Below are 26,022 nucleotides of genomic sequence, written 5' to 3' on the forward strand. Positions count from 1 at the left end.
TCTTCCATCGCGCACGGCCACGGGAGGATCGCGCGCGAAACATCTCGCTCGATCACGCTCAAGGAAACCCGGCCATGCAGGACGCCATCGACCGACTCGCCACGCTCATTCCCGGCCAGCAGCAGTACTTCGTTGACGTTACCGGCACGCCAGGCGCCAGCGCGCTCTCGCTGGTTCGCTTCACGCTGAAGGAAGCGCTCGGCGAGCCTTACCACATCGAGCTCACGCTGACCCATCCCGAGGCGTTGTCGCGGCAGGACTACCTTGGCAAAGATGCCACCTTCCGCATGGCACCGGCTGGGGGTGAACCGCGCCAGTGGCAAGGCTGCATCACCGGCTTCAGCCAGCTCAAACGCACCCGCGACGAAGTCACCTACGTATTCGTCATCGAGGCCCACGTCGCCCGCCTCAAGCTCACCCGCGCCTCGCGCATCTTTCAGCAACAGACCGCCCCGCAAATCATCGAGGCTATCCTGCGCCGCCACGGCCTCCAGGGCCATCAGTTCGCCTTCAAGCTGCGCCGCACGTACCCCACGCACGCATTTCGCCTGCAATATCAGCAGAGCGACTGGGATTACCTCCGTCTTCTGATGGAGCAGGAGGGCATCTACAGCTATTTCCTCGCCGGCGAACACGGCGATGTGTTCGTGCTGGGTGATGACATCGATCACTACCTGTACCAGCCGACACTGGCCTTGCCGTACCGCGAATCAGCCGGCCTGGAAACGAACCGCGACGCCATCCTGTCGCTTGCCACCGCCACGTACACCGTTCCGCAATCCGTGCTGGTCGCCGACTACAACCCCCGGCAGGCGTGGGAGCGCTTCAAGGCCGACGCCAACCTCGCCAGCAAAGATCCCACCACCTACGGGCAACCCTACGTCTACGGCACCGGCCATCTCGACCAGGAGCAGGCGAGATGGGAGGCACAGCTTCGCCACGAAGCAGCCCTCGCCGGCCAGGTCATCTACGACGGCGCCAGCACCTACGCCGGGCTGACATGTGCGCGCGTCGTGCAAACCGACTTGGCGTTGCCGGATGCACCCCATGGCATGGTGATCACCGCTGTCGAACACACCGGCGCCCGCGATCAGGCCTATCGCAACACCTTCAAAGCCATCCCGGCCGACCGGCGCTTCCGTCTGGCGTTGCACGAAGACCAGTGGCCGGTCATCCCGGGCACGCTCTCCGCCCGCGTTACCTCACCAAGCAAGTACAAGTACGCCTATCTCACCCAGGCGGGTGAGTATGTCGTGCGCTTCGACCTGGATTTCGACCCCTGGAACCCCGGTGGCGAAAGCGTGCCGTTGCGCCTCGCCAAGCCGTTCGCCGGCAAGCTGCAAACCGGCATGCACTTCCCGGCGCTGGATGGCGACGAAGCCGTCATCGCCTTCCGCGACGGCGACCCCAACAAACCCTACATCGCCGCGTTCCATCACCACAGCCAAGCCACCGACCTGATCACCAACCAGGATCGCTGGATGTCGCGCAACGTCATCCGCACGCAAAGCGACAACAAGCTGCAGATGGAAGACTGGGAAGGCCAGGAGCACGTCAAGCTCAGCACCGAGCATGCCGGCAAGAGCCAACTCACGCTCGGCCACATGGTGAGCGGCGCGATGGTCAACGGCCAGCGCGAGACGCGCGGCGAGGGCTTTGAACTGCGCACCTCCGCCAAGGGCGCGGTGCGGGCGGGCCAAGGTCTATTCGTCACCACCGATGATCGTCCGCGTGCCCAGGGCAAGCAATTGGACATGCAGGAGGCGGTGCAGCAGTTGAGCGCCGCGCACGCGCAGCTGGAGAGCCTGGCCCAAGTCGCGCAGGCCGCCCAGGCCGACGCCGCCGACGCCAAGGCGGTGCAGGCCGTTCTGCAGCAGCAACTGAAAGACCTCAACGAGGCGGTGATGCTGTTCTCCGCCAAAGCGTCCATCGCCATCACCACGCCGGAAACCATCCAGCACAGCGCCGGCAAAAACCTCACCTTCACCGCAGGCGACAACGCCGACGTGGGCGTGCTGAAAAATTTCACCGTCGCGGCGGGCGAGGCGATCAGCCTGTTCGCGCAGAAGCTGGGTATCAAACTGTTTGCCGCCAAAGGCAAGGTCACGATCCAGGCCCAGAACGACGACATGAATCTGGCCGCCCTGAAAGACCTCACCATCACCAGCAGCAACGGCAGGCTGATCCTCAGCGCCAAAGACGAAGTGTGGATCGGCGCCGGCGGCTCGTACATCAAGATCAACAGCAACCGCATCGAAAGCGGCACACCAGGCGATATCTACGAAAAGTGCGCGTGGTGGGGGACACAGGGCGCGTGCTCCGAGACAAAAAGTGTTGCGCTGCCAGGAGCACAGGTGCTCGCCGGCCTAACCCGCCACGGCTCCAAGTTCTCCGGCTAAACGCCGGAGGCGCTTTGTCCTTTTCCAGCATCGAACGAATCCTTTATGACGACGCCCTCACCATCGCGCCCTTCGTCCGCTCCGGCGCCACTACCCGCGACCGACAGCACACCGCCGCTCACCTGGCGATACCCTTTCCTGTCTCGCGATGGCTCCGAGGTCTCCCGGCCACAAGCGCTCTACGACGCACTGGGTCAGATGGACGACGGCTTCTTTCCGCTCGGCGTCAACGGCTTCCCACATGGCGGCGTGCACTTCGGTGCCCACACCGCGCACACCTGTGATCAGGCGAGCGGTGTGCGCTGCCTGGCCGATGGCGAGATCGTTGCCTACAAGCTCGACGACACCTACCCCAAGCTGCACTTCACCCAGGACAATCACTGGGCGATGTACTCCACCGGCTTCGTGCTGGTGCGTCACACCCTCACCTTGCCGCCCGATCCCCGCGGCGGCGCGTCAGCCGATGACGCCCAAACGCTGTACAGCCTGTACATGCATCTGGCCAGTTGGTCGACCTATCTGGCGGATGGGGCACTGAAGCGACCGGGCTGGTGGATCGGCGTGGAAGCGTTCCGCATCGGCCACGCCGATACCCAAAGCGGCGGCACCGCCAAGGGCGCACGCGTACGCACCGAGCCCAAACCCGCCGCGCGCGGACGCTACACGTCCGGCCAACTCGTCGGCTTTCTGCCTGAGGGCAGCGAAGTGCGCATTGACGAAAAGCGCGGACCCTGGGGCCATATCGCCGCCATCACGGCGGGCGCCATGATCAGTGCGGACAGCGGCGGCGTGTTTGGCGGCGACGACGATCTGTATGGTCCCTGGCATCGCTCCGACGGTGCGCCTAACGATGCGCCTGTCACACCGACCGGTGACTGGGGCTGGATCTACCTGCACGAGCAACACGCCGTCACGGAGCCGACCCGTGTTGGCAGCGTTGTCATTCCCCCCACCCCGATTCCGATCAAGGCCGGCACCTTGCTGGGCCAACTGGGCGAATACATCGACTACGAACACGCATCGCCGCTGCCGCCCGTACCGGCGCGTCAGTTGCTGCATCTGGAGGTGTTCGCCGACGACGGCTTCGCGGCATGGCTCGCGCGCAGCCGGGCCCGCGCTGCATCCCTGCCGGCCGATCAGAAAACCACGCTGTTGATCACGGCGGGTGCCACCCTCACTAACGAGCCTTCGCGCGCCGATCGCCAGGTGAGTGACCGGTATACCCAGCGCTTCAGCAGTGCCAAGCCGACACCGGATAGCCCGGCCGAAGGCCATTGGGTCAAGGTGCAGCCGTATGGCCGCCCGACCCCGAACCTCCCTATCGACCAACCGGATGGACCGCCGGTGTGGATCGAGCGCACGCAACTGGCCACCGTCACCGCCACCACGCCAGCCTGGAGCCGCTTTCCGCTGCAACCGGCCGACAACGGACCGGTCAATGCACTGGCCGTCACCTATACACGCGCCGCCCTCGATGCGCTCGACGGCGCCGACCGCGCCAGCGACGACCAGGGCCATCACTGGTGGCGCATCGAGATCGGCACGACCGACGGGCGCGCCGCCCGTGGCTGGGTCCGCGACACGCACACCGGCACCACCTGGGAAAGCTCGTGGGCGTGGCCCGGTTTCGAACTGGTGGACGCCACCACGCTGGCTCTGGCCGACGCATTTCAGCGCAACCTCGTTTCCACCGGCTCGGCGGAAGGGTTGGAAGTCTATAAATACCAAGGCGCCATCGCCCGCGTGGAGGCCAGCCCACTGTTCCAGCGGTTAGCCGCCATCCTCGGCAAGCGCAAGCGCGAGGGTGTGCTCCACAGGCTGCTCACCGACTACCCGGTAAACGCACGCGCCATGCAGGAAGCCTTGCGTATCCCGTGGCTCGCTCACGCCATCAGCCATCTCATCCTGCGCTACGAGAGCGAATGGGGCGGCAGCATGAGCCGCTGGGAGGCGCTCACGCCGTTCATGCGCGACGCGCGTGAGAACTGGCAGTGCGAGATGCAGCGCATCGCAAAGTTGCAGTGGTGGGATGAGGTGAGAGGCAAGGTGGAAGGGTTTCCTGAGAGCCCCGCCGTGTATCACATCCATCCGGTGGCGTTGGTGGGGAATTTTGCGTCTCCATGCAAGTGCATCGTCTACGACGCAATCTTGGTCGAGAGGGCCTCGCCAGAGTACCGCGATAGCCAAATTGTTATTCATAGTCACTATCGCACGCCGATTGACCGTAGTTCAGGGAGGTTTGCCGGCAACAGCCGGCGCGCGGGAGATGCAATCAAGCAAGTTCAAATAAAGGCGATTGACGCACTCGTAGAGAAAGCGAAAGCGCGTCATCTGTGTCGAGAAGATATTGCAATGATTTTAGCCACAGCAAGGCATGAGTCCGGGTTTAATCCGGATGCAGCTGCGGGGACAACGTCAGCATCTGGACTCGGGCAGTTTGTCGATCAAACAGCTAGCACCTACGGTATTAACTCCGACGAACAGCGCTTCGATGTTGAGAAGGGTGCTGAGGCTCTGGTCAAGCATTACATGGAAAATAAGAGGCTAGCTCAGAACGGCGGTGCGACAGGACGCAACTTGTTCACCATGACGTACGCCTATCATCATGATGGTCCGTCATTAGCCTACGGTGGACGGCAGATATCGGAGTCAAGCGTGATGCCATGGTTTGACACCATATTGAGTCACATTTGCTTGAATATTGCGGATTGAGGACTCGTATGAAATTAAGCTTCATAGCAGTTTTTTCAGCTTTTCTCGTTGCTTGCCTTTTTAGTCCGCCATCTCGCTGCGAAGTGCCCCTGGCCTCCGTTGAGAGCGCTGAGCTAAAGGCCATTCCCAGCGAGATCAACTCTATGCTGATCCGTAGCAAGTCCTTCGGTGTGTTTGCACAACTAAATTGCCAAACGAAAGGAGTGGAACTTGGCCTTTCTGAAAATAAATCAAATAGGGCATGGTTCGTTACCACCGCAGACGGCTGCGGTTGGGGAGCGGCGATGGGCCCCATTTGGATAGTTGGGGCGATGGGTGCACACAAAGTCTCCGTGCTTCTTTGCACGGGGGGCTACTCAATAACTGCATCAAAAGGAATTCATAAAGGCATGGTCGACATAGTCATTTCAGGTGGAACTGCGGGGCGAGAAGAGTCTGCAACATACATCTACAATGGCAAGTCATACGTGCGGAAGAAGCTGGGGATCGCGCCACCTTAACCACCTCATCTCAAATGAGGCATTCACTCTTGTTTGCGGCATATAAAACAGGATGCCATTGCCCCAATAAAGATGATGTACTTGTCAGTCCCTTTGCAGGTCCGCATGTGAAGATTAGAAAGGAAATCCTTTTCATACTTTCTCTTGGCTGTTTAATTGTAAGCATTTCCGTCCTGGCACTTGAAAATAGCGCTTTTACGGGGCGATGGTCATTTGTTGAGCATCATGCAGGATCGGAAGTGCCGTATTCGACTTTGCAGATTCAGCTTCTGGAGGATAAGGACGGATCAATTCGAGGGTCATACTGTTTCATACTGCAGTCTGGCAACAGAATTGATTGCGACGACCGTGGAAAAGAATTAAACATTGCAGGCCGCGCCGGCGCGACAGGAAGAAAGGCCGTTGTACATTTCTATTCCTTCTTTGGCGCAAAAGACGGGATAGCTGAGCTGACTTTAATTAACGACAGGCTTCTATGGGACGTAAAGAAAGAGCCACAGGGGGATTTCTTCTATGGACCTTTTAAGGCAGAGCTAAAAGCAGAGCAAAAGGATTTGCACACAGGTGAGCGAGTTATTGTATTGGATAAAACTCATCTGTATCGCATGCCAAAAAGATCGGTTGAATTAAAAGACACAATTGTTAAAGGTCAGTACGTAAAGCCGGTCGCGATATCCGATGATTTGAAGTTTTGGAAGGTTCAATATGTCCGAGATGACGGCCAACCCTTTGAGGGATGGGTAGCCTGCAAGGCGATAGACTTTTGTCCGTGACGCCCCTAGCCACCTCATCTTAAATGAGGCATCCACTCATGTCTGCGACATATAAAAGCAGGGCTCTATTGCGAACTCGCTTCATTTGATAAAAGTGTCGCAGAGGCGTATCAGCAACTCATAAAGCAAGCAAAAAACGCTAACGCTGATGTAATAAGGGCTGTTGGCGATCAACGCGCGTGGAATCCGAGACGCGATGCTTGTAGTCACGATGAAAAGTGCATCTTGGACACGATGAAGTCGCGTCTTGAATGGCTTATGTCAGAAGTTGGAACTTAGCCAAAATGTGATCATATTCATTTCAAACGAGACGTCGATGAGTCGGGTGCTATGAAAAAAGCTATGCAGTACGTCGCCATACTTGCGGCAACTTTGACGATGGCGAGCCTTCATGCGGAGACGTTGCTGCTGCGTGGCACGGTTGGAAAGTACCCTGTCGTGATGAAGCTGGCCAATGCTGATGGCCAGGTGTCGGGTTCGTATTTCTATGAGAAGTACAAACAAGACATCCCGCTGCGAGGGCAGCTCAATGGGCAAGGCTATGTGCTGAGCTCATCGATCTACGGCAACGACGACAAGGATGTGGACCACTTGGAGCTGACCCGTGCCGAGGATGGCATCAAGGGTGCCTTCACGAGCGGGAGTGGCAAGCAGTTGCCGGTAGATTTGCACGTCATTCCGTCCGGGGCAGTGCCCGAACCCAAGCCGGGCCTGCATTTCTCGCGGGGTCTAGATGACTACGAGAAGCTGCAGCTGGCGAATCTTACCTTCGCGCCCGGCAAGACGGAGACCGTTGGTGGCAAATACGTGATCCAGTGGTACACCGAGTCGCGTTCCAAGGTGTCGATGTTCCGTGTGGTGAGTGGCTATCCGGCGCCGGTCATCGCGTCGATCAACAACGTGATCGACAGTGACTTCTACGAAAACCTAAGTGGCTATTTCGGTTGCTCGGACGAAACCGGCAAGCCAGGCACGGACACTTTGCAGGTCTCGGACCGTTATCTGGACGACCGCTTTGTGAGCTACGCCGTGTCCAATAGCTGGTTTTGCGCTGGGGCGGCGCACCCGGACTTTGCTTTAGGCGGAACGACCATTGATGCGAAGACCGGCAAGCGGCTCACTCAGGAAGATGTGTATTGGCTCGGCATCGGTTCGAAGCCTGCCCCAAACTCGGATGCCTGGATGAAATACCGCGACGCGGTATTCGGCCCTGCCGTGGTGAAGTTGCTCAAGCGGCTGTACCCAAAGGAAATGATGCCGGTTGGCGACGATAATGGCTGCAACTATGCCGATCCGGACGTCTGGAAGTTCGGTTCGTGGCGTCTGGCCGAAAAGGGCATGTACGTCGGCGCCTATTTCGCACGGGCCGAGAAAGCTTGCGACAACCCAGAATGGTCGTTTATTCCCTACGGCGAGCTCAAGAAAAACAATCCTGCGCTGTTTGGCGGCTGAAAATGGGTAAAGTCTGGACTACCCCGCAGGAGTACAACTAGAGTTACAACTAGGGTCAGGTTGGACTATCCCAGGTTACCTCAACCGTCGTCAGCTACCTTCAGCACCAGCTTGCCCGTATGGCTGCCATCAAACAGGCGGTTGAGCACGAGTGGTGCATTCTCCAAACCTTCCGCCACCGTTTCGCCGGCCTTGATCTTGCCGCTGATCACCCAGCCCACCAGATCCTTCACGGCTTCCGCCTGGTGTTTGTAGTCGAAGGCGAGAAAGCCGCGCACGGTGAGTCGCTTGACGATGATGACGCCGTAGTCGTCGGAGGATTTGCCGCCGCTGGCGTAGTTGGCGATAAGCCCACACAGCGCGACGCGACCGCCGTTGACCATGCGCGACAGTACCGCGCGCATCACCGGGCCGCCGACGTTCTCGAAGTTGACGTGTACGCCGTCTGGTGTCGCGGCGACAAGTTTTTGCTTGAAGTCGTCGGCCTTGTAGTCGACGGCGGCGTCGAAGCCGAGATCTTCGACGAGATGACGGCACTTTTCCGCGCCACCCGCAATGCCGACCACGCGAGCGCCGCGCAGTTTGCCGATCTGTCCGGCGATGGAGCCCACCGAGCCCGCCGCCGCGGATACCACCAGCGTCTCGCCGGCTTCAACGGGAGCGATCTCGGTGAGTCCGTAGTACGCCGTGATGCCACTGAAACCGCAGGCACCGAGCAGCGTGGGCAGTGCGACGGGGGGCTTGGGCGGCAACTTTACCCAGTAGCCCATCTTGCTTTCGTCGATCAGAGCGTAGTCCTGCCAGCCCACCAGACCTTGCACGAGGTCGCCTTCCGCATAGTTCTTCGACTTGGACGCCACCACACGGCCAATGCCGATGCCGCGCATCACTTCGCCGATGGCGACGGGCGGCATGTATTGCGGGATGTCACTCATCCACACGCGGTTGGTCGGGTCCATGGAGATGTACAGCACGCGCACCAGTGCCTGGCCCTCGGCGAGTTCCGGCAGGGGCGTTTCGCGCAGGTCGAAGTTGTCCAGGCTGACCAGCCCTTCGGGACGCGTCTTCAGCAGTAGTTGGCGGTTGGTGAGGCTCATGGGGTTCTCCTGGTCAGACGGCACGTGCGCCGCCATCGATGACGAGTTCTGCGGCAGTGACGTAGCGGCTTTCATCGGAAGCGAGATAGAGCACGGCATAGGCCACGTCGTCCGGTTCGCCCAGGCGATGCATGGGGATGCCGCGCACCAGTTTCTTGGTGGCTTCTTCTTCGCCGAGCTTGTCGAAGAACGGTTTGACGATGCCGGTACGGATAAAGGCGGGATGGATCGAGTTGCAGCGCACGTCGATCTTCTGCCGGGTGCAATCCATCGCTACCGACTTGGTCAGCGCGGCGACGGCAGCCTTGGAGGTGTTGTACGCGGTGTAATCAGGATCGATCTTGAACGCCGCCAGCGAGGAGATGTTCACGATGGAGGCCGGCTGCGCGTCGCGCAGGTACGGCATGGCGAGCTTGCAGCCCAGCATCACGCTGTCCACGTTGACCGCCATGACGCGATGCCATTCCTTCAGCTCGATGCGTTCCACGCCGCCGAGCGAGCCGATGCCGGCGTTGTTGACCAGCACGGACAGCCCGCCCATGGTTTTCACGGCATCGGTCAGTACGCGTTCCCAGGTGGCCTCGTCGCGCACGTCCTGCGTGGCCGACCATGCCACGGTGGCGCCGGTCTCGCGATTGATCTGCGCTGCTACCGCAGCCGCGCCGTCGCCATCCACATCGGTAAGGAAGACCTTGGCGCCGTGGCGCGCGAGCATGCGCGCCGATGCCGCGCCCAGTCCACCGGCCGCGCCGGTGACGAAGGCGCGTTTGCCAGCGGCGCGCGGGGGATGTGCAGAAGTCATGTCGTCGTTCCCTGGATCAGACGCTGAGGTAACCGCCATCCACGTTCAGCACCGCGCCGGTGGTGTACGAGGCGGCGTCGGAGGCGAGATAGAGCGCGGCACCCGCCATTTCGGAGGGCTGCGCCACGCGCCGCATCGGCACGTGCGCCAGCGCCTGCTTGAGGATGGCTGGCGTGTTGACCAGCACGGAGGCGAACTTGGTGTCGGTCAGGCCGGGCAGAATCGCGTTGCAGCGCACGCCTTGTTCGGCGCATTCCACGGCGAAGGCCTTGGTCATGGAGATCACCGCCGCCTTGGTGATCGAGTAGATGCCTTGCTGGAAGCCGGGCACCACGCCGTTCACCGATGCCACGTTGACGATGGAACCGCCGCCGCTCTTCGCCATCAACCGCGCACCATGCGTGGACATGTAGAAGTAGCCGCGAATGTTCACATCGACGGTCTTCTGGAACACCGAAAGGTCCGTGTCGGTGATGTGGCCGAAGTAGGGGTTGGTGGCCGCATTGTTGATCAGGATATCAAGGCGGCCATGCGTGCCTTCCACCTGCGCGTAGAGCGCCTCGATCTGCTCCATCTCGCCGATATGGCAGGCGAGGGCCTCGGCGGAGCCGCCCTCGGCAACAATGCCGTCCACCACGGCCTGGCAATCGGCCTGCTTGCGGCTGGAGACGATGACATGCGCACCATGGGCGGCAAGCAGCTTGGCGATCTCCGCACCGATGCCACGGCTGGCGCCGGTGACGATGGCGATCTTGCCGGTGAGGTCGAAGGTGGTGGGTTTGGTCATGGGTACCAATGTCCGATTGGGATGAATATTCCTCACCGTCATTCCCGCGAAAGCGGGAATCCAGTGCCTTTGTTACGCCCCGGGCCATCGCTAGACCCGAAGAAAGTCGCTGGATTCCCGCTTTCGCGGGAATGACGGTGTGTAAACTTTGTTGCGTTGTGCAAGGTCACCGCAGCGTCACTAGTTGGTCGTCCCGCATGCGCTCCAGGTGTGGCCATGTGTTGTAGGTCACCAGGCTCGGTCCGCGCGAGCCTAGCCGTAGGCGCGTCACGCCCGTGTTCACAAGTGACCAGCTGAGTTCGAAGGCATGCGACGGATCGGCCTGCAGCAGGGCGCTGGCGATGACGGCGATGGGGCCGCCTGAGGTGAATGCCCAGATCGTATTCGCCTTGCTTTCGTTGAGTTGTTGCAGGGCATCGAGTACGCCTCGGCGAAAATCGGCCCAGCTGCGCGTGTAGTCCGCATCGTGCGCGCCACTGCTCCAGCGGTCGAGTGCATCGACAAACAGCTGCTGGAAGGTGCGAAACGGATCGGCCTCCCGCTTCATCGCGGCGAACAGGGCACCCGGTGCGGCGAGATCGGGACGCACCCGCGCCAGCAGTTCGACGTGATCGACCTCGTCCAGGCCCGGCATTACGATCGGCCGCGCATCCACGCCCGCCGCTTGTAGACAGGGCAGTGCCGTGTCGCGATGACGGACGCGCGGGCCCATGGCGACAAGGTCCGGCTTGGCACCGCATTCGGCGAACCACTGACCGAGCAGGGTGGATTGTCGCTCGCCCACGGGCGATAGCTGGTCATAGTCGTCCGCGTGGAAGCTCGCCTGGCCATGCCGTATCAGCAGCAACTCGCGCATGACTCAGCCCTTGCCCGCGATCAACCGGCGGCAACGCATGCCCATGTACGTCGCCGCGTCGCCGAAGCCCGCGAATTGCGGGTTGGTGGTCTGGCCCAGTGCATAGCGCCGGTAGATCTGCTGGATGATCACCATCAGGCGGAACAGGCCGAAGATTTCATAGAACGGCCAGCGCGAGACGTCCATGCCGGTGCGTTCGCCGTAGGTTGCGACAACCTCGCGGCGGGTGAGCATGCCCGCCTCGTGCGTGGGCTGGCGACGGAACGACTGGAACACCGGGTCATCGTCCGCCTGCACCCAATAGGCGAGCGAGCTGCCCAGATCCATCAGCGGGTCGCCGATGGTGGCCAGTTCCCAGTCCAGCACGCCGATGATGTCCAGCGGGTTGTCCGTGGACAGCACGACATTGTCGAAGCGGAAGTCGTTGTGGATGACGCAGCTGGCGTTGTCGTGCGCGGGCTGGCTGGCATCCAGCCAGGCCATCACGTCCTCGCACGGGTCGGAACCTTCGGTGGCGGCCTGTCGCCAGCGCTCGCTCCAGCCGGAAACCTGTCGCGCGATATAGCCCTCGCCCTTGCCGAGCTCCTTCAAGCCCGCCTGCGTGGCATCGACCTGATGCAGTTGGATCAGGCGATCGATGAAGCCAAGGCACAGCGTGCGCACGCCGGCCGGGTCGAGGCCAAGTTCGGGTGGCAGGTCGCGGCGCAGGATGGTGCCGCCGAGGCGCTCCATGACGTAGAAGTCCTGGCCGATCACGCGTTCGTCGTCGCAGCGCGCCAGAATGGCCGGCACGTAGGGGTAGCTGGCTTTCAGTGCACCCATCACGCGCGCCTCGCGCATCATGTCGTGCGCGGATTTCGCCTTGGCGCCGCGTGGCGGTCGGCGCAGCACCAGGTCGCGCCCGGGGTAGTGCAGCAGGTAGGTGAGGTTGGAGGCGCCGCCCGGGAATTGCTGCACGGCGGGCATGCCTTCCAGGCCGTCGATGTGTTGCTTGAGGAAGGTGTCGACACGCTCGATGTCGAAGGCATCTTCTTCGCGAACGGCGCGTGCCTGGTCCAGGGTGGCGGTCATGCGTGGCTCTCCGTGGCGAGCTGTGCCTTGGCTTCGAGCTTGGCGACGACGGCGCGGTGCACTTCATCCGGGCCGTCGGCCAGTCGCAGCACGCGTGCATGGGCGTAGAGGCGCGCGAGTGGGAAATCATCGCTGAACCCGGCGCCGCCGTGGATCTGGATGGCGGCGTCAGCGGCCTGTTGCGCTACGGCTGGCACCACCACCTTGATCTGCGAGATCAGGCTGAGCGCGGCCTTGCTGCCATGCGTGTCCAGCGTCCACGCCGTCTTGAGCGTCAGCAGCCGCGCCTGCTCGATGGCCATGCGCAGGTTGGCGATGATGTCGGCGTTGCCACCCAGCCTGATCAGCGGCTGGCCGAACGCCACGCGCGACGCGGCGCGCTGGCAGAGCAGGGACAGGGCGCGCTCGGCCGCGCCCAGCGCGCGCATGCAGTGGTGCACGCGGCCCGGGCCCAGTCGACCCTGGGCGATCTCGAAGCCGCGGCCGGGGCCGAGGATCACGTGGGTTGCCGGCAGGCGCACGTTGGCGAAATGCAGTTCGCCATGGCCGGAGGGTTCGTCATGGTCGTGGAACACGGGGAGCATGCGTTCGATGTGCACGCCCGGTGCATCGAGCGGACAGATCACCATGCTGTGGCGGCGGTGCGGGTCGGCGCCAGCGTCGCTCAGGCCCATGAAGATGACGAAGCGGCAATGCGGATGGCCCAGCCCCGTCGTCCACCACTTGCGTCCGTTGAGCACCACCTCGTCGCCTTCCAGCGTGGCGGTGGCGCGCATGTTGGTTGCGTCGGAGGAGGCGACGTCAGGTTCGGTCATGGCGAAACCCGAGCGGATCTCGCCGCGCAGCAGCGGTTCCAGCCACTGTTCGCGCTGCGCGGCGGAACCGTAGCGGTGCAGCACTTCCATGTTGCCGGTGTCCGGTGCGTTGCAGTTGAACACCTCGGGCGCGATGAACGAGTGGCCCATGATTTCGGCCAGCGGCGCGTACTCCAGGTTGCTCAGGCCGGGGCCGCCGTCGAGGTCAGGCAGGAACAGGTTCCACAGGCCGGCGTCGCGCGCCTTCGCCTTGAGCTGTTCCATCACCGTAGGTTGGCGCCACTGGCGATGGTCGGCGCCACCGGCAAGTTGCGACGCATAGACCGGTTCGGCGGGAACCACCTCCTCGCGCATGAAGCGCTTGAGGCGTTCGGTGAGTTCGCGCGTGCGTTCGGAAGGGGCGAAATCCATGGCGGGTCTCCTCAACTCTGGTCCAGCGTACGCCTCGTGCAGCCGATTATTGAAATGAATATGCTTTATGGGTGTGCATTAATCCCGTGAATGGGCATGGCCATGGAACGCGATAGCCGGATCGATCTGAACCTGTTCCGCGTCCTCGACGCGATCTACACGCAAGGGGGCGTCAGCGCGGCGGCGCGCGTGCTGCACCTGACCCAGCCGGCAGTGACGCATGCGCTGCGGCGCCTGCGCGATCAGCTGGGCGATCCGCTGTTCGTGCGGCAGGGCAATCATCTGCTGCCCACCGACAAGGTGCGCGCGATGATGCCCGCGGTGCAGGCGCACCTGAAGGGGCTGCTGGCGAGCACCCACGCGCAGCCGACGTTCGACCCCTCGCGCCTGCAGATGGCATTTTTCACTGGCTTTCGCGACATCCTTGAATCGATCGTGCTGCCGGGGTTGATGGCGAGCATCGGCCGCGAAGCGCCTGGCGTGCGCGTGGTGAGCCGGCGCGTGGCCGCCGACGAGGTGGAGCGCGAGCTGGGCACCGGCGCGCTGGATCTGGCCGTGGACCGGCCGTTGCGGGCCGGCGAGCGCATCTCGCACCGGCGCCTGCTGGATGAGACGCTGGCGGTGGTGATGCGCCGTGATCACCCGCTGGCCGGCCAGCTGCGCCGCGGTGATTACTTTGCCGCGCAGCATGTCACCGTGTCCCCGCTGGGTGAGGCCAGCGCGCTGGATACCTTGCTGGGGCAGAACGGCCTGTTCCGTGAGGTGCGGATGGTCGCACAGCATTATTTTTCCGCGTGCGAGATCGCCGCCGCCAGCGACCTCTTGCTGACTGTACCCAAGGCCTATGCCGATCACCTCGCCCGGCTGCTGCCCATGGCGTCACAGCCGTTGCCTATCCGGCTCAAGGCCATTCCCATCCTGGCCTACTGGCACGATTCCAAGGACGGCGACCAGGCCCATCGTTGGTTTCGTGAACGTCTCGTCAAGTCCATTACCGCCGCCATGCGGGCATCGTCGACGTGACTTGCGAGTGACACGCCGGGGAGCGCACGATTCAGGCTACGGCGCCGCGCGATCCCCGCTGCACGCGCCGAGATGATCCCAGGACGCGCCTGGCGGCTTGCCGCCGGGCCGCCGCCATGACGAGGTGTCTTGCATGTCCGAGCAGTCGCCAGCCCCCGAGGTCGTCTACGACCCCACAGATCCGATGAACCGCAAGGAGCAGATGTTCCCGCGCCTGGATCCGTCCATGGTCCGGCGCATCGCCGCCTATGGGCAGGAGGAACGCATCCCGGCAGGCACCATGCTGTTCGAACGTGGCCAGCGCGGGGTGGATTTCTTCCTCGTGCTCGATGGCCTGGTGGAAGTCTTCACGCCCGACAAGCACGGCCAGATCCACATCTTCACCATGTACTCGGCGCGCCAGTTCAGCGGCGAGATGAACATGTTCAACAAGCGCGCCGTGATGGCGTCGGCGCGCACGGCGATGGACTGCCATATCCTGCGCGTGCGCTCGGACGATTTCCGCCGCATGGTGGCCGCCGAAGCGGATATCAGCGAAATCATCATGCGCGCCTTCATCCTGCGCCGCGTGGGCCTGATCCGCATGGGCTACGGCGGCGTGGTGCTGGTGGGGCCGGGACACAGCGCCGATACGTTGCGGCTGGAGCGCTTCCTGGTGCGCAACGGCTACCCGCATCGCACCATCGATACGGAGACCGATCCGGAGGCCGACGGCTTCATCGAATGCTTTCAGCTGACGCATCAGCAGCTGCCGGTGGTGATCTGCCCGGAGCATTGTTTCCTGCAGAACCCGAGCACCTCGGAACTGGCCGACGAGCTGGGCCTCACCGAAACCATCGATCCGGACTATGTGTACGACGTGGTGGTGGCTGGCGCGGGTCCGGCGGGCCTGGCGGCCGCCGTGTACGCCGCCTCGGAAGGGCTTTCCACCATCGTGGTGGAAGGCGTTGCGCCGGGCGGGCAGGCGGGCACGTCGTCGAAGATCGAAAACTATCTGGGCTTCCCCACCGGCATCTCCGGGCAGGCGCTGGCGGGACGCGCCCAGGCGCAGGCGCAGAAGTTCGGCGCGCGGCTGGCGATCTCGCGGCAGGCGGCCGGCATCGACTGCTCGGTGCAGCCGTACCGCCTTTTCCTTGACGATGGGCAGAGCCTGCAGGCGCGCGCGGTGATCGTCGCCACCGGTGCGCGTTATCGGAAGCTCGACGTGCCGGGCTACACCCAGTTCGAAGGCGCGGGCATCCACTATGCGTGTACGGCGATGGAAGGCCAGTTGTGCAGGGACGGCGAGGTGATCGTCGTCGGTGGCGGCAATTCCGCCGGACAGGCGGCGGTATTCCTGTCGCGCATCGCTTCGCACGTGCATGTGCTGGTGCGTTCGTCGGGCCTGGCCGCCACCATGTCCGATTACCTGGTGCAGCGCATCCTGCAGTCATCCTCGATCACGTTGCATACGCACAGCGAAATCGTCGGGCTGGCCGGCGACGGCCGGCTGAGCGAAGTGACATGGCAGCACAGCGAAACCGGCGAACAGACCACGCGCCACATCAACAATGTGTTCGTGATGATCGGCGCGGAGCCCAACACCGACTGGCTGAAGGATTGCCTCGCTCTCGACAGCAAGGGTTTCGTGCTCACCGGCCGCTGCGCGCAGGGCCATCTGCTTGAATCGCCCTATGCCACGACCAAGCCCGGCATCTTCGCGGTGGGCGACGTGCGCTCGGGATCGGTCAAGCGTGTGGCGTCGAGCGTGGGCGAGGGCTCGGTAGTGATCCAGGCGGTGCATCGCTACCTGGCGCCCTCGCAAGTCTGACGACGCGGGCATTGGCTCTACACTGTGGCTTCCTCTGTTCGGGAAGCCGCGATGCCAGGCCGTTCGTACCAAGCTGTTTTTTCTTCCCTGCCGGGGTCTGCTGCGCATGGCTGAGGTAAGGGAGGTCATTGCCGACGCGGCGGGCACGCTGGGCGACCGCCTGGAAGCGGAACTGCTGCTGGTCCACGTGCTGGGCAAGCCGCGCAGCTGGCTGATCGCGCATGCCGACGATGGGTTGGGTGAGGCTGAAGCTTCGGCGTTCGCCGCGTTGGTGCAGCGCCGCCGCCATGGTGAGCCGGTGGCGTATATCACGGGACACCGTGGCTTCTGGACGCTCGAGCTGGAAGTCACGCCCGCTACGCTGATCCCGCGCCCGGAAACCGAATTGCTGGTGGAGCTGGCCCTCGCGCGGATGACGTCGCGCGCGCGCGTGGTGGACCTGGGCACGGGCAGTGGTGCCATCGCGCTGTCGATCGCGCGCGAAAGCCCTGCGGCCAGCGTCGTCGCCACCGATGCCAGCGCCGACGCGCTCGCCGTGGCGCAGCGCAACGGTGAGCGGCACGGCATTCGCAACGTGCGTTTTGTGCAGGGTGACTGGCTTGCGCCACTGGCGGGCGAACGTTTTGATCTGATCGTGTCCAACCCGCCGTACATCGAGGCGGACGATGCGCACCTGCGGCAGGGCGATCTTCGCTTTGAGCCCGCCTCTGCGCTGGCCTCCGGCGTGGACGGTCTTGATGACATCCGTCGCATCGTCGCGCAGGCGCGCCAGCATCTGGAGCCGGGTGGATGGCTGCTGATGGAGCACGGCTGGAACCAGGGTTCCGCTGTGCGCGAGATACTTTCGTCCGCGGGGTATCGTGACGTGCTTACCGTGCAGGACCTGGAGCAGCGGGATCGCGTGAGTGGTGGTGTCTGGGGCGGGTGACGGCTTTGTGGCTGACTGACGCCTGCATCCATGCCTCCCCGTCATTCCGGCGCAGGCCGGAATCCAGTAGCGAATACGTTGAGTGGTCGCGATAGTCGTCGATGTTCTTGGGTGGCTTCGCGAAAACCACATACAGCGGCCACTGGATTCCGGCCTGCGCCGGAATGACGGTGAGGGGAAAGGGACGGTGAGGGGAAGGGGGGCTGGATGGGATCGCGGACAGGCTCCACCCCAACAAAAACGCCGCGCAATGCGCGGCGTTTTTGTTGGGCCAGAAGACGCTGAAAACTCAGGCCGTAACCTGACTCCGCGTCCCCACATGCGGGAACCGCGCACGGATCGCATGACGGATGCTCGGCAGGTCGAGCCCGGCCATGGTGAGCACTTCCTCGCGGCTGCCGTGTTCGAGGTACACGTCCGGCAGGCCCAGGTGCAGGATCGGCTTGACGATGCCGTGCGCCGCCAGGCATTCGGCCACGCCACTGCCCGCACCGCCGGCCACGGCGTTGTCTTCCAGCGTCACGAACGCGTCGTGGGTGCGCGCCAGTTCGAGGATCATCGCCCTCGTCCAGCGGCTTCACGAAGCGCATGTTCACCAGTGTCGCATCCATCTCGGCGGCGATCTCCGTCGCCGGGGCGAGCATCGCGCCAAAGCTGAGCAGCGCAAGGCCATGGCCGCGGCGGCGCAGTTCCGCCTTGCCGATCGGCAGCGTTTCCAGCTCCCGCTGCAATGGCACGCCGAGGCCGGTGCCACGCGGATAGCGGATGGCGGCCGGGCCGGGATGCTCGAAACCGGTGGTGAGCATCATGCGGCATTCGTTTTCGTCTGCCGGCGCCATGACCACCATGTTCGGCAGGCAGCGCAGATAGGTCAGGTCGAAGCTGCCCGAGTGCGTGGCGCCGTCCGGGCCGACCACGCCGGCACGGTCGATGGCGAACGTCACGTCCAGGTTCTGGATCGACACGTCGTGGATGGCCTGGTCGTACGCACGCTGCAGGAAGGTGGAATAAATCGCCACTACCGGCTTGGCGCCTTCGCAGGCCATGCCCGCGGCCAGCGTTACCGCGTGCTGCTCGGCAATCGCCACGTCGAAGTAGCGCTGCGGGTATTCCCGGGAGAAGCGCACCAGGCCGGAGCCTTCGCGCATGGCTGGCGTGATGCCCAGCAGGCGTTCGTCGGCGGCGGCCATGTCGCACAGCCAGTCGCTGAAGATATCGGTATAGGTGGGCTTGGACGGGCCGGATTTCTTCACCAGGCCGGCCTGCGGATCGAACGGACCCACCGCGTGGTATTCGATCTGCGCCTGCTCGGCCGGGGCGTAGCCCTTGCCCTTGGTGGTGATCACGTGCAGCAGCTGCGGGCCGGGCAGGTTCTTCACCGTGCGCAGCGCGGCAAGCAGCTGCGGAATATTGTGGCCGTCGATGGGGCCGGTGTAGTGGAAGCCCAGTTCCTCGAACAGCGTGCTGGGCACGATCATGCCCTTGGCGTGCTCTTCCCAGCGCTTGAAGAAGCGGCCGAAGAACGACTGCCGGGGAATCGCCTTTTTCGCGCGCTCACGCAGCGCGTTGAGGCGGCGGCTGGACATGGCGCGCGCGGCCATCTTGGTCAGCGCGCCGACGTTCTCGCTGATCGACATGCCGTTGTCGTTGAACACGACCAGCATGTCCGGTTCCGCATCGCCGCCGTGGTTGAGCGCTTCGAAGGCCATGCCGGCGGTCATCGCGCCGTCGCCGATCACGGCGACGACCTTGCGGTGGTCGCCCTTGCGCTGCGCGGCGATGGCCATGCCCAGGGCGGCCGAGATCGAGGTGGACGAATGGCCCACGCCGAAGGTGTCGTACTCGCTTTCCTCGCGACGCGGGAACGGCGCCAGGCCGTCCTTCTTCTTGATCGTGGTGATACGGTCGCGGCGGCCGGTGAGAATCTTGTGCGGGTAGCACTGGTGGCCCACGTCCCACACCAGGCGGTCGACCGGCGTGTCGAACACGTGGTGCAGGGCGACTGTCAGTTCCACCACACCCAGGCCGGCGCCGAAATGTCCGCCGGAGCTGGCGACGGACTCGATCAGGAATTGGCGCAGTTCGTCGGCGACGGCGGGCAGCTCCTCGTCGGAGATCTTGCGCAGGTCGGCCGGCGTCTCGATGGTCGCCAGATGGGGGTAGCGGGACAGGTCGGTCATCTGCGTATTGTTGGACCAGCGAGGGGGCGGGGCAAGGGCGGCCGGGTGAAAACTTGCGGGCCGGTCCGAGCCTGGGCGCCGGGACGGTTCAGCCGGGATTCCCAGGCCGACGGGCGGGTTGACCGCCCGAATGGCGCTACTTCCCGGCTCAGGCCATGTGTTCGCGGCGGTCGCGCGGCAGGTGGTTGACCAGGAACTCCATCTGGTCGGCCAGGATGTTGCGGTTGGAGAGGATCAGGTGCTCCACCCAGCTCGGGCGGTAGGGCACCGCCAGCAGCGGCATGTTGGCCTGCTGGGGCGTGCGGTTGCTCTTCCTCAGGTTGCAGGCCAGGCAGGCGCTGACCACGTTTTCCCAGGTGTCCTTGCCGTGCTTGGAGATGGGCAGGACGTGGTCGCGGGTCAGTTCGCCGCGGCAGAAGCGCTCGCCGCAATACATGCAGAGGTAGCGGTCGCGGGCGAACAGGGCGGTGTTGGTCAGCGCCGGCGAAGGATCAATCGCGTGGTCGCGGCAGTGGCCGGTGCTGGCCACGATGGGATGCAGGGACAGCATGCTCTGCAATCCGCTCAGGCGGTTGTGGCCGCCGTGGACGGTGATGCAGGGGTCGCCCAGGGTCCAGGCCACCGCGTCCCGGACGTAGAGGCAAACAGCTTCCTGCCAGCTGATCCAGTCAAGAATTCTGCCGGCGGCATCCAGCGACAGCACGCGGGTCGAATGGAGGTCGACAACGCGGCCAGGTACTTCCATCAGCATGCAAAACCGTCCTTCAACCCAGGGGAATGAACGTTCGGGTGCAGCAAAAGGCTCGTAACTGGCCCGAGGATAGACCAAATCCATGACAGAACACACGCAAATGGTTGTCGCTGCAGGGGATAGGCTCAGACTTTGGGGTGTTCTCGCGCTGGTGGGGGCGCTGATATAGTGACCGTTCATCTGTAGACCCGAGGCCGGGTTTGGGAGGGGGAGCCTGGGTGGCGACCCCGGCGCGGCTGGGGAGAGGTAGTCAACGTGGCTGAAGTTCTTTTCTACGAGCGTCCTGTTCCGCTCAACCGCACCGCTCACAAGGATCTGCGCATCAAGCCGATCCCGAACCTGAAGTTCGCGGGCTCGGTGCACTCGGTGCCGCTGACCGGCGTGGAATTTCCCGCTGCCGCGCGTGACCTGCCGATCCTGTTCGGTGGCCAGAGCGTTGCCGATGCCGGCCCGATGGCCCTGCTCGGCCTGCGCGAGAACGAGAACCTGTTCGTCGACGCTGACGGCCGCTGGGACGCGAACGCCTATATCCCGGCCTTCATCCGCCGCTACCCGTTCGTGCTGGCCGAGAAGCCGGTCGGCGCCGAAGGCGACGACTTCACCGTGTTCCTCGATGAAGCCTACGAAGGCTTCAACACCGCCGAGGGCGAAGCCCTGTTCAAGGACGACGGCAGCGAGACCGACGTGCTGAACAACGCCGTGCGTTTCCTCGGCGAGTTCCAGCAGCACGTGGCGCGCACGCAGTGGTTCATGGAGCAGCTGCGCAAGCACGACCTGCTCGAGCCGCGCAACATCCGCCTGGAGAAGGACGGCAAGGTCATCAACCTCAATGGCCTGTTCGTGGTGAATGAAGATCGCCTGCGCCAGCTCGACGAGAAGACCACGCACGAATTCCTGCGCGAAGGCGTGTTCGGCTGGATCTACGCGCACCTGCTGTCGCTGTCCAACATCGACCGCGTGTCGCTGCGCCTCAGCCAGCGCGAGCAGGCCGAGGAAGCGACCGCCGCCCTGAAGAACTGATGTTTCCGGCGTCACGGTGCCCCCGGGTGCCGTGACGCCGTTTCCCCCGCGTGTCTTGCTCCGCGGGCGTTTTCCACGGGCCGGGTTTTGCGGCCATCCTCACGTCGTCCACGCATGGATGCGCGATATCCTCGGCCCGGGCACCGGGTGCGCACGACGACAGGTGCGATCCCCCATACCGGGGCGAGCATGTCCGAACAGAACAAACGGGTGGTGATGTCCTATGTCGACGCCTTCAACCGCGCCGACCTCGATGGCGTGTGCGCGCTGTTCGCGGAGGATGCACTGATCCATGGCCCCCTGGGCTGGGGCGGCCTGGAACGGGCCCGGCCGCTGTGGGAGCAGCTGATGAACTGTTTCCAGGTAAGCCTTGAAGTCGACGCGGTTGCCGCCGAGGGCGATACCGTTGCCGTGCGTTATACGGAGCGTGGCCGCTCGGTGCAGCCTTTCCGTGGCGGTCCTGTCACGGGCAAGGATTACGAAGTGATGGCGATGGAATGGTTCGTGGTGCGGGAAGGCCACATCGAGCGGCGCTGGGGCGTGCACGACACGACCTCGATGTTCCGGCAGATGGCGTTGTCGCCACCCTGAGAGCAGTCGCCCCGGAGCTTTTTCATGATCTCTGTGTAGCGCACTCCCCTCACCGTCATTCCGGCGAAGGCCGGAATCCAGTGGCTTCTGTACCGGGTTTTCGCGAAGCTAACCAAGAACACGGCCGGCTATCGCCACCATTCAACCTGTTCGCTACTGAATGACCAGCCATTCGGCTGTTGAACAGCGCCTCCGGCCTTCGCCGGAATGACGGTGAGGAAGTAGGCAACGCTTGAACGAGATCTTGAACAAGCCCTACGAATCATAGGTAAGGCTGGGGCGCCAGTCCGTGCCACGGCCCTCGGGCAGGCAGTCCAGCACGTTCCACAGCGGCCAGATGGGGTCGACGTGACGCGGATCCTGGCCGGCCTCCGGCGGCACGAACATCAGCTCGCTGCCCCAGGTGTGGTGGATCTGGCCGTCGCGCCGCAGGAACACATTGAGCGCCGGCATCTGGCGTCCGTCGGCGGTTTCGCCGTGATAGTCGGCGTTGTACGTATTGTGCTCGGACGACAGCAGATGCAGGTGGCGCCAGCCGCGCTCGCGCGCGAAATGGCGGATGCGCGGGATGGGTGACTTGGCGACCACCGCCACGTTTACGCGCTGGCGCAGATGCGGCATCTCGCCGTCGAGCGCGTCGAGGATCGACGAGCAGGACGGGCAGGGCGCCGCCATCGCCGGGCCGAACATGAAGTTGTAGACGACCAGGGTGTCCTTGCCGTCGGTGAAGAGGTCGGACAGGCGCGTCTGTCGTTCGATGTCGGTATCCAGCGGCGTGTCGCCTTCGTCGTCGAAGTGATAGTCCACCGGCACCACGCCGCCCAGCGGCAAGGTGCGTCGCAGCGCGGCGACGGCCTCGGTCTGCCGTCGCAAGGCCATTTCCGCCTCCAGCAGTCGGTCGCGCGCGACGCGATAGGCGGGGCTTTCCCCGGGGAATCGAACGCTATGCAGTGATTCATTCATGACTGTCTCCCGTCATGCGGTGGCCGTGCGTGTCGCGGCCGGATGCCTGCCTCAGCGCACGGGCTTGGCCAGTCGCAGCAGGTCCGCGGCGTAGCCGGCGTTTTCATACACCGCGCGCGCCCGCTCGTTGCCGGGGAACACCGCCAGCGTCACCAGCTGGCAGCGATGCTCGCGCGCCCAGTCTTCCGCGTGTTCGAGCAGCGCGCGGCCGACGCCGCGCCCTTCGTGCGCCTGGACGACGGCGAGGTCCGAGATATGGCAGTTGCTGCGGCCGGTGAAATAGTCCTGCGTCTTCTGCAGGTGGATGAAGCCGACCAGTTCGCCACCGTCATCTTCGGCCACGAACAGATAGCTGTTCACCGGTTGTTCGTCGAGATGGCGACGCAGGTCGTTGCGGATGCCTTCGATGCACTCGTGGCGTCGCCGCCACGGCGGCAGGGAGAAGTCCACGAAACGGGGCACCAGACCGAGGATGAAGTCGTCGTCGTCCTCGGCCAGACGAATCAGGTACGTGGCATCGCTCATGCGGGAACAACCGGACTGGCGAAAGTGGTTCGTCGTTTCTACACCCAGCCGCGTGGCGGCGGTAGTCCCGTGACGAAAAGCAGGGCCGGGCCCTGTGGGAGCGCACCCTGTGCGCGACTGCCTGGGGGGCTGGCCGTGTCGCCGTCGCGCACAGGGTGCGCTCCCACAAGAGCAAAAAAAAAGGGCCCCTCCGTGATGGAGGGGCCCTTGGCTGCGTTACGTCAGGCGATGGCGGGGAGGGTATCCACGCCAGCCTCGATGGCGGCCTTGTGAGTCAGGCAGCGCGGCAGGATGCGGGCGAAGTAGAACGTCGCCGTGTCGCGCTTGGCCTGCTTGAAGGCTTCCTGCTGGTTGCCGTTGGCCAGCGCCGCCACGTTGCGCGCCCACATGTAGGCGAGCGCGATGTAGCCGGAGTAGTACAGGTAGTCCATGGCCGCGGCGCCCAGTTCTTCCGGGTTGGCCTGCACGCGCTGGGCGAGGGCCATGGTGAGGTCGGCCCATTCCTTGGCGTGCTTGGCGAGCGGAGCGATGTAACTGGCGAGCGCGGCGTCCTGGATGTGCTGCTGGCAGAACGCCTGGATCTCCTGCAGAAAGAGCTTGAAGCCCGCGCCCTGCAGCTGGAGGATCTTGCGGCCCAGCAGGTCCGCGGCCTGGATGCCGGTGGTGCCTTCGTACAGCGTGATGATGCGGGCGTCGCGCACGAACTGCTCCACGCCGTTCTCGGCAATGTAGCCGTGGCCGCCGTACACCTGCAGCGCTTCCTTGGTGCACTCCTGCGCCAGTTCCGTGACCACGCCCTTGGCGATCGGGATCAGGAAGGCAACGAGATCGCTGGCCTGCTTGCGGGTGGCTTCATCCGCGCCGCGTGCTTCCACGTCGGTCTGCAGCGAGGTGTACAGCAGCAGCGTGCGGCAGGCTTCGACAAGAGCGCGCTGGGTGAGCAGCATGCGGCGCACGTCCGGCTGCACCAGCAGGTTGTCGGCCGGCTTCTCCGGGAACTTCGGACCCGACAGTGCGCGGCCCTGCAGGCGCTCGCGGGCATAGTTCAGGCTGTTCTGCAGCGCGCGCTCGGACAGCGCCAGGCCCTGCACGCCCACGCCGAGGCGGGCGGCGTTCATCATGGTGAACATGGCGGCCAGGCCCTTGTTCGGCGCGCCGATCAGGTAGCCCTCGGCGGCGTCGAAGTTCATCACGCAGGTGGCCGAGCCACGCAGGCCCATCTTGTGCTCGATGGCGCCGGCGGCGGCCGCGTTGCGCTCGCCCAGCGAGCCGTCGGCCTTCACCTTGAACTTCGGCACGATGAACATCGAGATGCCACGGCTGCCGGCCGGTGCGTCGGGCAGGCGGGCCAGCACCAGGTGGATGATGTTTTCGGCCAGGTCATGCTCGCCGGCGCTGATGAAGATCTTGGTGCCGGTGATCTTCCAGCTGCCGTTCTCGCCGGGTTCGGCGCGGGTCTTGAGCAGGCCCAGGTCCGAGCCGGCCTGCGGCTCGGTGAGGCACATGGTGCCGGTCCAGCGGCCTTCGACGATGGGCTTGAGGTAGGTGTTCTGCTGCTCCTCGGTGCCGTGCAGCTCCATCGCGTGGCAGGCGCCTTCGGACAGCAGCGGGTACAGGCTCCACGAGAGGTTGCCGGACTGGAAGATTTCAGTGGTGGCCGTGCCCATCACGTTCGGCAGCGCCTGGCCGCCGAAATGCTCCGGCTGGGTCAGGCCGGTCCAGCCACCCTCGGCGAAGGCCTTGAAAGCCTCCTTGAAGCCCTTCGGCGTGGTCACCGTGTGGGTGGCCTTGTCGAAGTGGCAGCCTTCCTCATCGCCGCTGGCGTTGAACGGGGCGAGCACAGCTTCGCTCAGGCGACCGGCTTCCTCGAGCACCGCGTCCAGCAGATCGCGCGTGTGGCCGTCGCCACCCTGCAGCTTGGTGAGCACGGCTTCCGCACCGAGCACGTCGAAAAGGGCGAAACGCTGGTCGTCGAGGGGGGCCTTGTAGATCGTCATGGCGAAATTCCTTCGTGGGTCGGGCAAAGCGCTGAAGGTCAGCGCCAGGTGTTGGGAATCCCCGGCACCGGCGAGAGCCAGTCATTGCCGTGGAAACTGAAATCGCGGGCTTCCTTTTCCTGTTCGGGCTTGGCGCTGGCGTTGCCGCTGATGGCGTAGGCGACGCCGCCGGCGCTGCCCTTCACCGCGGCCGCCTTGATGGCGGTGGTCATCTCCGGCGTCGGCAGCACGTCGATCTGGGTCACGTCGGCGGCAAAGGCGGGGATGTCGAGGTCGAAGCGGGTATGCAGGCGCACCGGCACGCCGTCGGCGACCTTCAGCTCGCCATCGATGGCGTGGAAATCCATGGAGCCGTAGCTGTTGTTCTGGATGCGCACGGTCAGGCGCCACTGGCCGTCAGGCCGGGTGGTCATTTCCTGGATGCTCACGGTCGGCGGGAACACGCTCTTCTTCGGCGGCCCGCAGGCCACCAGGCCTGCCACCAGCACGAGAAGCGCCACACAGCCGAGAAGTCGTTTCATGGGTGTCCCTCAAACGATTGTTTGAATCTTAGCAGGAT

At 63.9% G+C, this 26,022-nt stretch carries 21 protein-coding genes and 1 pseudogene; 10 read left to right on the plus strand and 12 right to left on the minus strand.

The features are described 5' to 3' along the window. The first annotated feature begins 74 nt into the window (after positions 1-74). From HY57_RS07070 to HY57_RS07080, 5 genes are all read left to right on the plus strand, one after another. Positions 75-2,399, plus strand: coding sequence for a type VI secretion system Vgr family protein (locus HY57_RS07070; RefSeq protein ID WP_019466344.1), 2,325 nt, complete (start codon positions 75-77; stop codon positions 2,397-2,399). Positions 2,400-2,597: 198 nt separating this feature from the next. Further along, the gene (locus HY57_RS07075; RefSeq protein ID WP_019466345.1) at positions 2,598-5,111 is read left to right on the plus strand and encodes a transglycosylase SLT domain-containing protein; all 2,514 of its coding nucleotides are present in this window, start codon (positions 2,598-2,600) and stop codon (positions 5,109-5,111) included. Between the two features lie 8 nt (positions 5,112-5,119). Next, positions 5,120-5,611 carry a hypothetical protein gene (locus HY57_RS21520; protein ID WP_144240787.1) on the plus strand — a complete coding sequence of 164 codons (492 nt, stop codon included), beginning with the start codon at positions 5,120-5,122 and terminating at the stop codon, positions 5,609-5,611. Between the two features lie 29 nt (positions 5,612-5,640). Then, on the plus strand, positions 5,641-6,384 hold the full coding sequence (locus HY57_RS21525) for a hypothetical protein (protein ID WP_144240788.1): 744 nt from the start codon (positions 5,641-5,643) through the stop codon (positions 6,382-6,384). A gap of 342 nt (positions 6,385-6,726) precedes the next feature. Then, positions 6,727-7,836: a hypothetical protein gene (locus tag HY57_RS07080; protein ID WP_019466346.1), complete on the plus strand. Its 1,110-nt coding sequence runs from the start codon at positions 6,727-6,729 to the stop codon at positions 7,834-7,836. A gap of 80 nt (positions 7,837-7,916) precedes the next feature. Here HY57_RS07080 and HY57_RS07085 read toward each other — a convergent pair whose 3' ends face one another. From HY57_RS07085 to HY57_RS07110, 6 genes are all read right to left on the minus strand, one after another. Further along, entirely contained in the window at positions 7,917-8,933 is a 1,017-nt protein-coding gene (locus HY57_RS07085) for an NADP-dependent oxidoreductase (RefSeq protein WP_026034114.1), read from the minus strand. 13 nt (positions 8,934-8,946) lie between these two features. After that, the gene (locus HY57_RS07090; RefSeq protein ID WP_019466348.1) at positions 8,947-9,735 is read right to left on the minus strand and encodes an SDR family oxidoreductase; all 789 of its coding nucleotides are present in this window, start codon (positions 9,733-9,735) and stop codon (positions 8,947-8,949) included. A 16-nt stretch (positions 9,736-9,751) separates the two neighbouring features. After that, positions 9,752-10,522: an SDR family oxidoreductase gene (locus tag HY57_RS07095; RefSeq protein ID WP_019466349.1), complete on the minus strand. Its 771-nt coding sequence runs from the start codon at positions 10,520-10,522 to the stop codon at positions 9,752-9,754. Between the two features lie 166 nt (positions 10,523-10,688). Further along, positions 10,689-11,378 carry a histidine phosphatase family protein gene (locus tag HY57_RS07100; RefSeq protein WP_019466350.1) on the minus strand — a complete coding sequence of 230 codons (690 nt, stop codon included), beginning with the start codon at positions 11,376-11,378 and terminating at the stop codon, positions 10,689-10,691. A 3-nt stretch (positions 11,379-11,381) separates the two neighbouring features. After that, positions 11,382-12,449 carry a phosphotransferase family protein gene (locus HY57_RS07105; RefSeq protein WP_019466351.1) on the minus strand — a complete coding sequence of 356 codons (1,068 nt, stop codon included), beginning with the start codon at positions 12,447-12,449 and terminating at the stop codon, positions 11,382-11,384. After that, positions 12,446-13,675 (minus strand): acyl-CoA dehydrogenase family protein, encoded by a 1,230-nt coding sequence (locus tag HY57_RS07110; RefSeq protein WP_019466352.1) that lies wholly within the window; start codon positions 13,673-13,675, stop codon positions 12,446-12,448. Before HY57_RS07110 ends, HY57_RS07105 begins: the two co-directional genes overlap by 4 nt. A gap of 102 nt (positions 13,676-13,777) precedes the next feature. Here HY57_RS07110 and HY57_RS07115 point away from each other — a divergent pair, with 102 nt between their 5' ends. From HY57_RS07115 to prmC, 3 genes are all read left to right on the plus strand, one after another. Further along, a complete protein-coding gene (locus HY57_RS07115; RefSeq protein ID WP_026034115.1) occupies positions 13,778-14,698 on the plus strand; it encodes a LysR family transcriptional regulator in 921 nt (306 codons plus the stop codon). A gap of 133 nt (positions 14,699-14,831) precedes the next feature. Further along, positions 14,832-16,508 (plus strand): FAD-dependent oxidoreductase, encoded by a 1,677-nt coding sequence (locus HY57_RS07120; protein ID WP_019466354.1) that lies wholly within the window; start codon positions 14,832-14,834, stop codon positions 16,506-16,508. A gap of 106 nt (positions 16,509-16,614) precedes the next feature. Continuing rightward, positions 16,615-17,436, plus strand: a complete 822-nt coding sequence (prmC, locus tag HY57_RS07125; protein ID WP_019466355.1) for a peptide chain release factor N(5)-glutamine methyltransferase — start codon at positions 16,615-16,617, stop codon at positions 17,434-17,436. A gap of 289 nt (positions 17,437-17,725) precedes the next feature. Here prmC and dxs read toward each other — a convergent pair. Next, positions 17,726-19,616: pseudogene (dxs, locus tag HY57_RS07130) on the minus strand (1-deoxy-D-xylulose-5-phosphate synthase). Positions 19,617-19,764: 148 nt separating this feature from the next. Then, on the minus strand, positions 19,765-20,367 hold the full coding sequence (locus HY57_RS07135; RefSeq protein ID WP_019466357.1) for an HNH endonuclease: 603 nt from the start codon (positions 20,365-20,367) through the stop codon (positions 19,765-19,767). Positions 20,368-20,622: 255 nt separating this feature from the next. On the opposite strand from HY57_RS07135, the gene HY57_RS07140 reads away from it, so the two are divergent. Then, positions 20,623-21,387 (plus strand): SapC family protein, encoded by a 765-nt coding sequence (locus HY57_RS07140; protein ID WP_019466358.1) that lies wholly within the window; start codon positions 20,623-20,625, stop codon positions 21,385-21,387. 189 nt (positions 21,388-21,576) lie between these two features. Next, positions 21,577-21,978 (plus strand): ester cyclase, encoded by a 402-nt coding sequence (locus tag HY57_RS07145; RefSeq protein ID WP_019466359.1) that lies wholly within the window; start codon positions 21,577-21,579, stop codon positions 21,976-21,978. A 255-nt stretch (positions 21,979-22,233) separates the two neighbouring features. Here HY57_RS07145 and HY57_RS07150 read toward each other — a convergent pair whose 3' ends face one another. The 4 genes from HY57_RS07150 to HY57_RS07165 form a co-directional block, all read right to left on the minus strand. Next, positions 22,234-22,941, minus strand: a complete 708-nt coding sequence (locus HY57_RS07150; RefSeq protein ID WP_019466360.1) for a DUF899 family protein — start codon at positions 22,939-22,941, stop codon at positions 22,234-22,236. Positions 22,942-22,992: 51 nt separating this feature from the next. Then, a complete protein-coding gene (locus tag HY57_RS07155; protein ID WP_019466361.1) occupies positions 22,993-23,466 on the minus strand; it encodes a GNAT family N-acetyltransferase in 474 nt (157 codons plus the stop codon). Between the two features lie 221 nt (positions 23,467-23,687). After that, positions 23,688-25,463, minus strand: a complete 1,776-nt coding sequence (locus tag HY57_RS07160) for an acyl-CoA dehydrogenase C-terminal domain-containing protein (RefSeq protein ID WP_019466362.1) — start codon at positions 25,461-25,463, stop codon at positions 23,688-23,690. A gap of 38 nt (positions 25,464-25,501) precedes the next feature. Then, the gene (locus tag HY57_RS07165) at positions 25,502-25,984 is read right to left on the minus strand and encodes an LptM family lipoprotein (protein WP_038579479.1); all 483 of its coding nucleotides are present in this window, start codon (positions 25,982-25,984) and stop codon (positions 25,502-25,504) included. Positions 25,985-26,022: the final 38 nt, after the last annotated feature.

Origin of the sequence: Dyella japonica A8, from assembly GCF_000725385.1 — a bacterium.
Lineage (GTDB): Bacteria > Pseudomonadota > Gammaproteobacteria > Xanthomonadales > Rhodanobacteraceae > Dyella > Dyella japonica_C.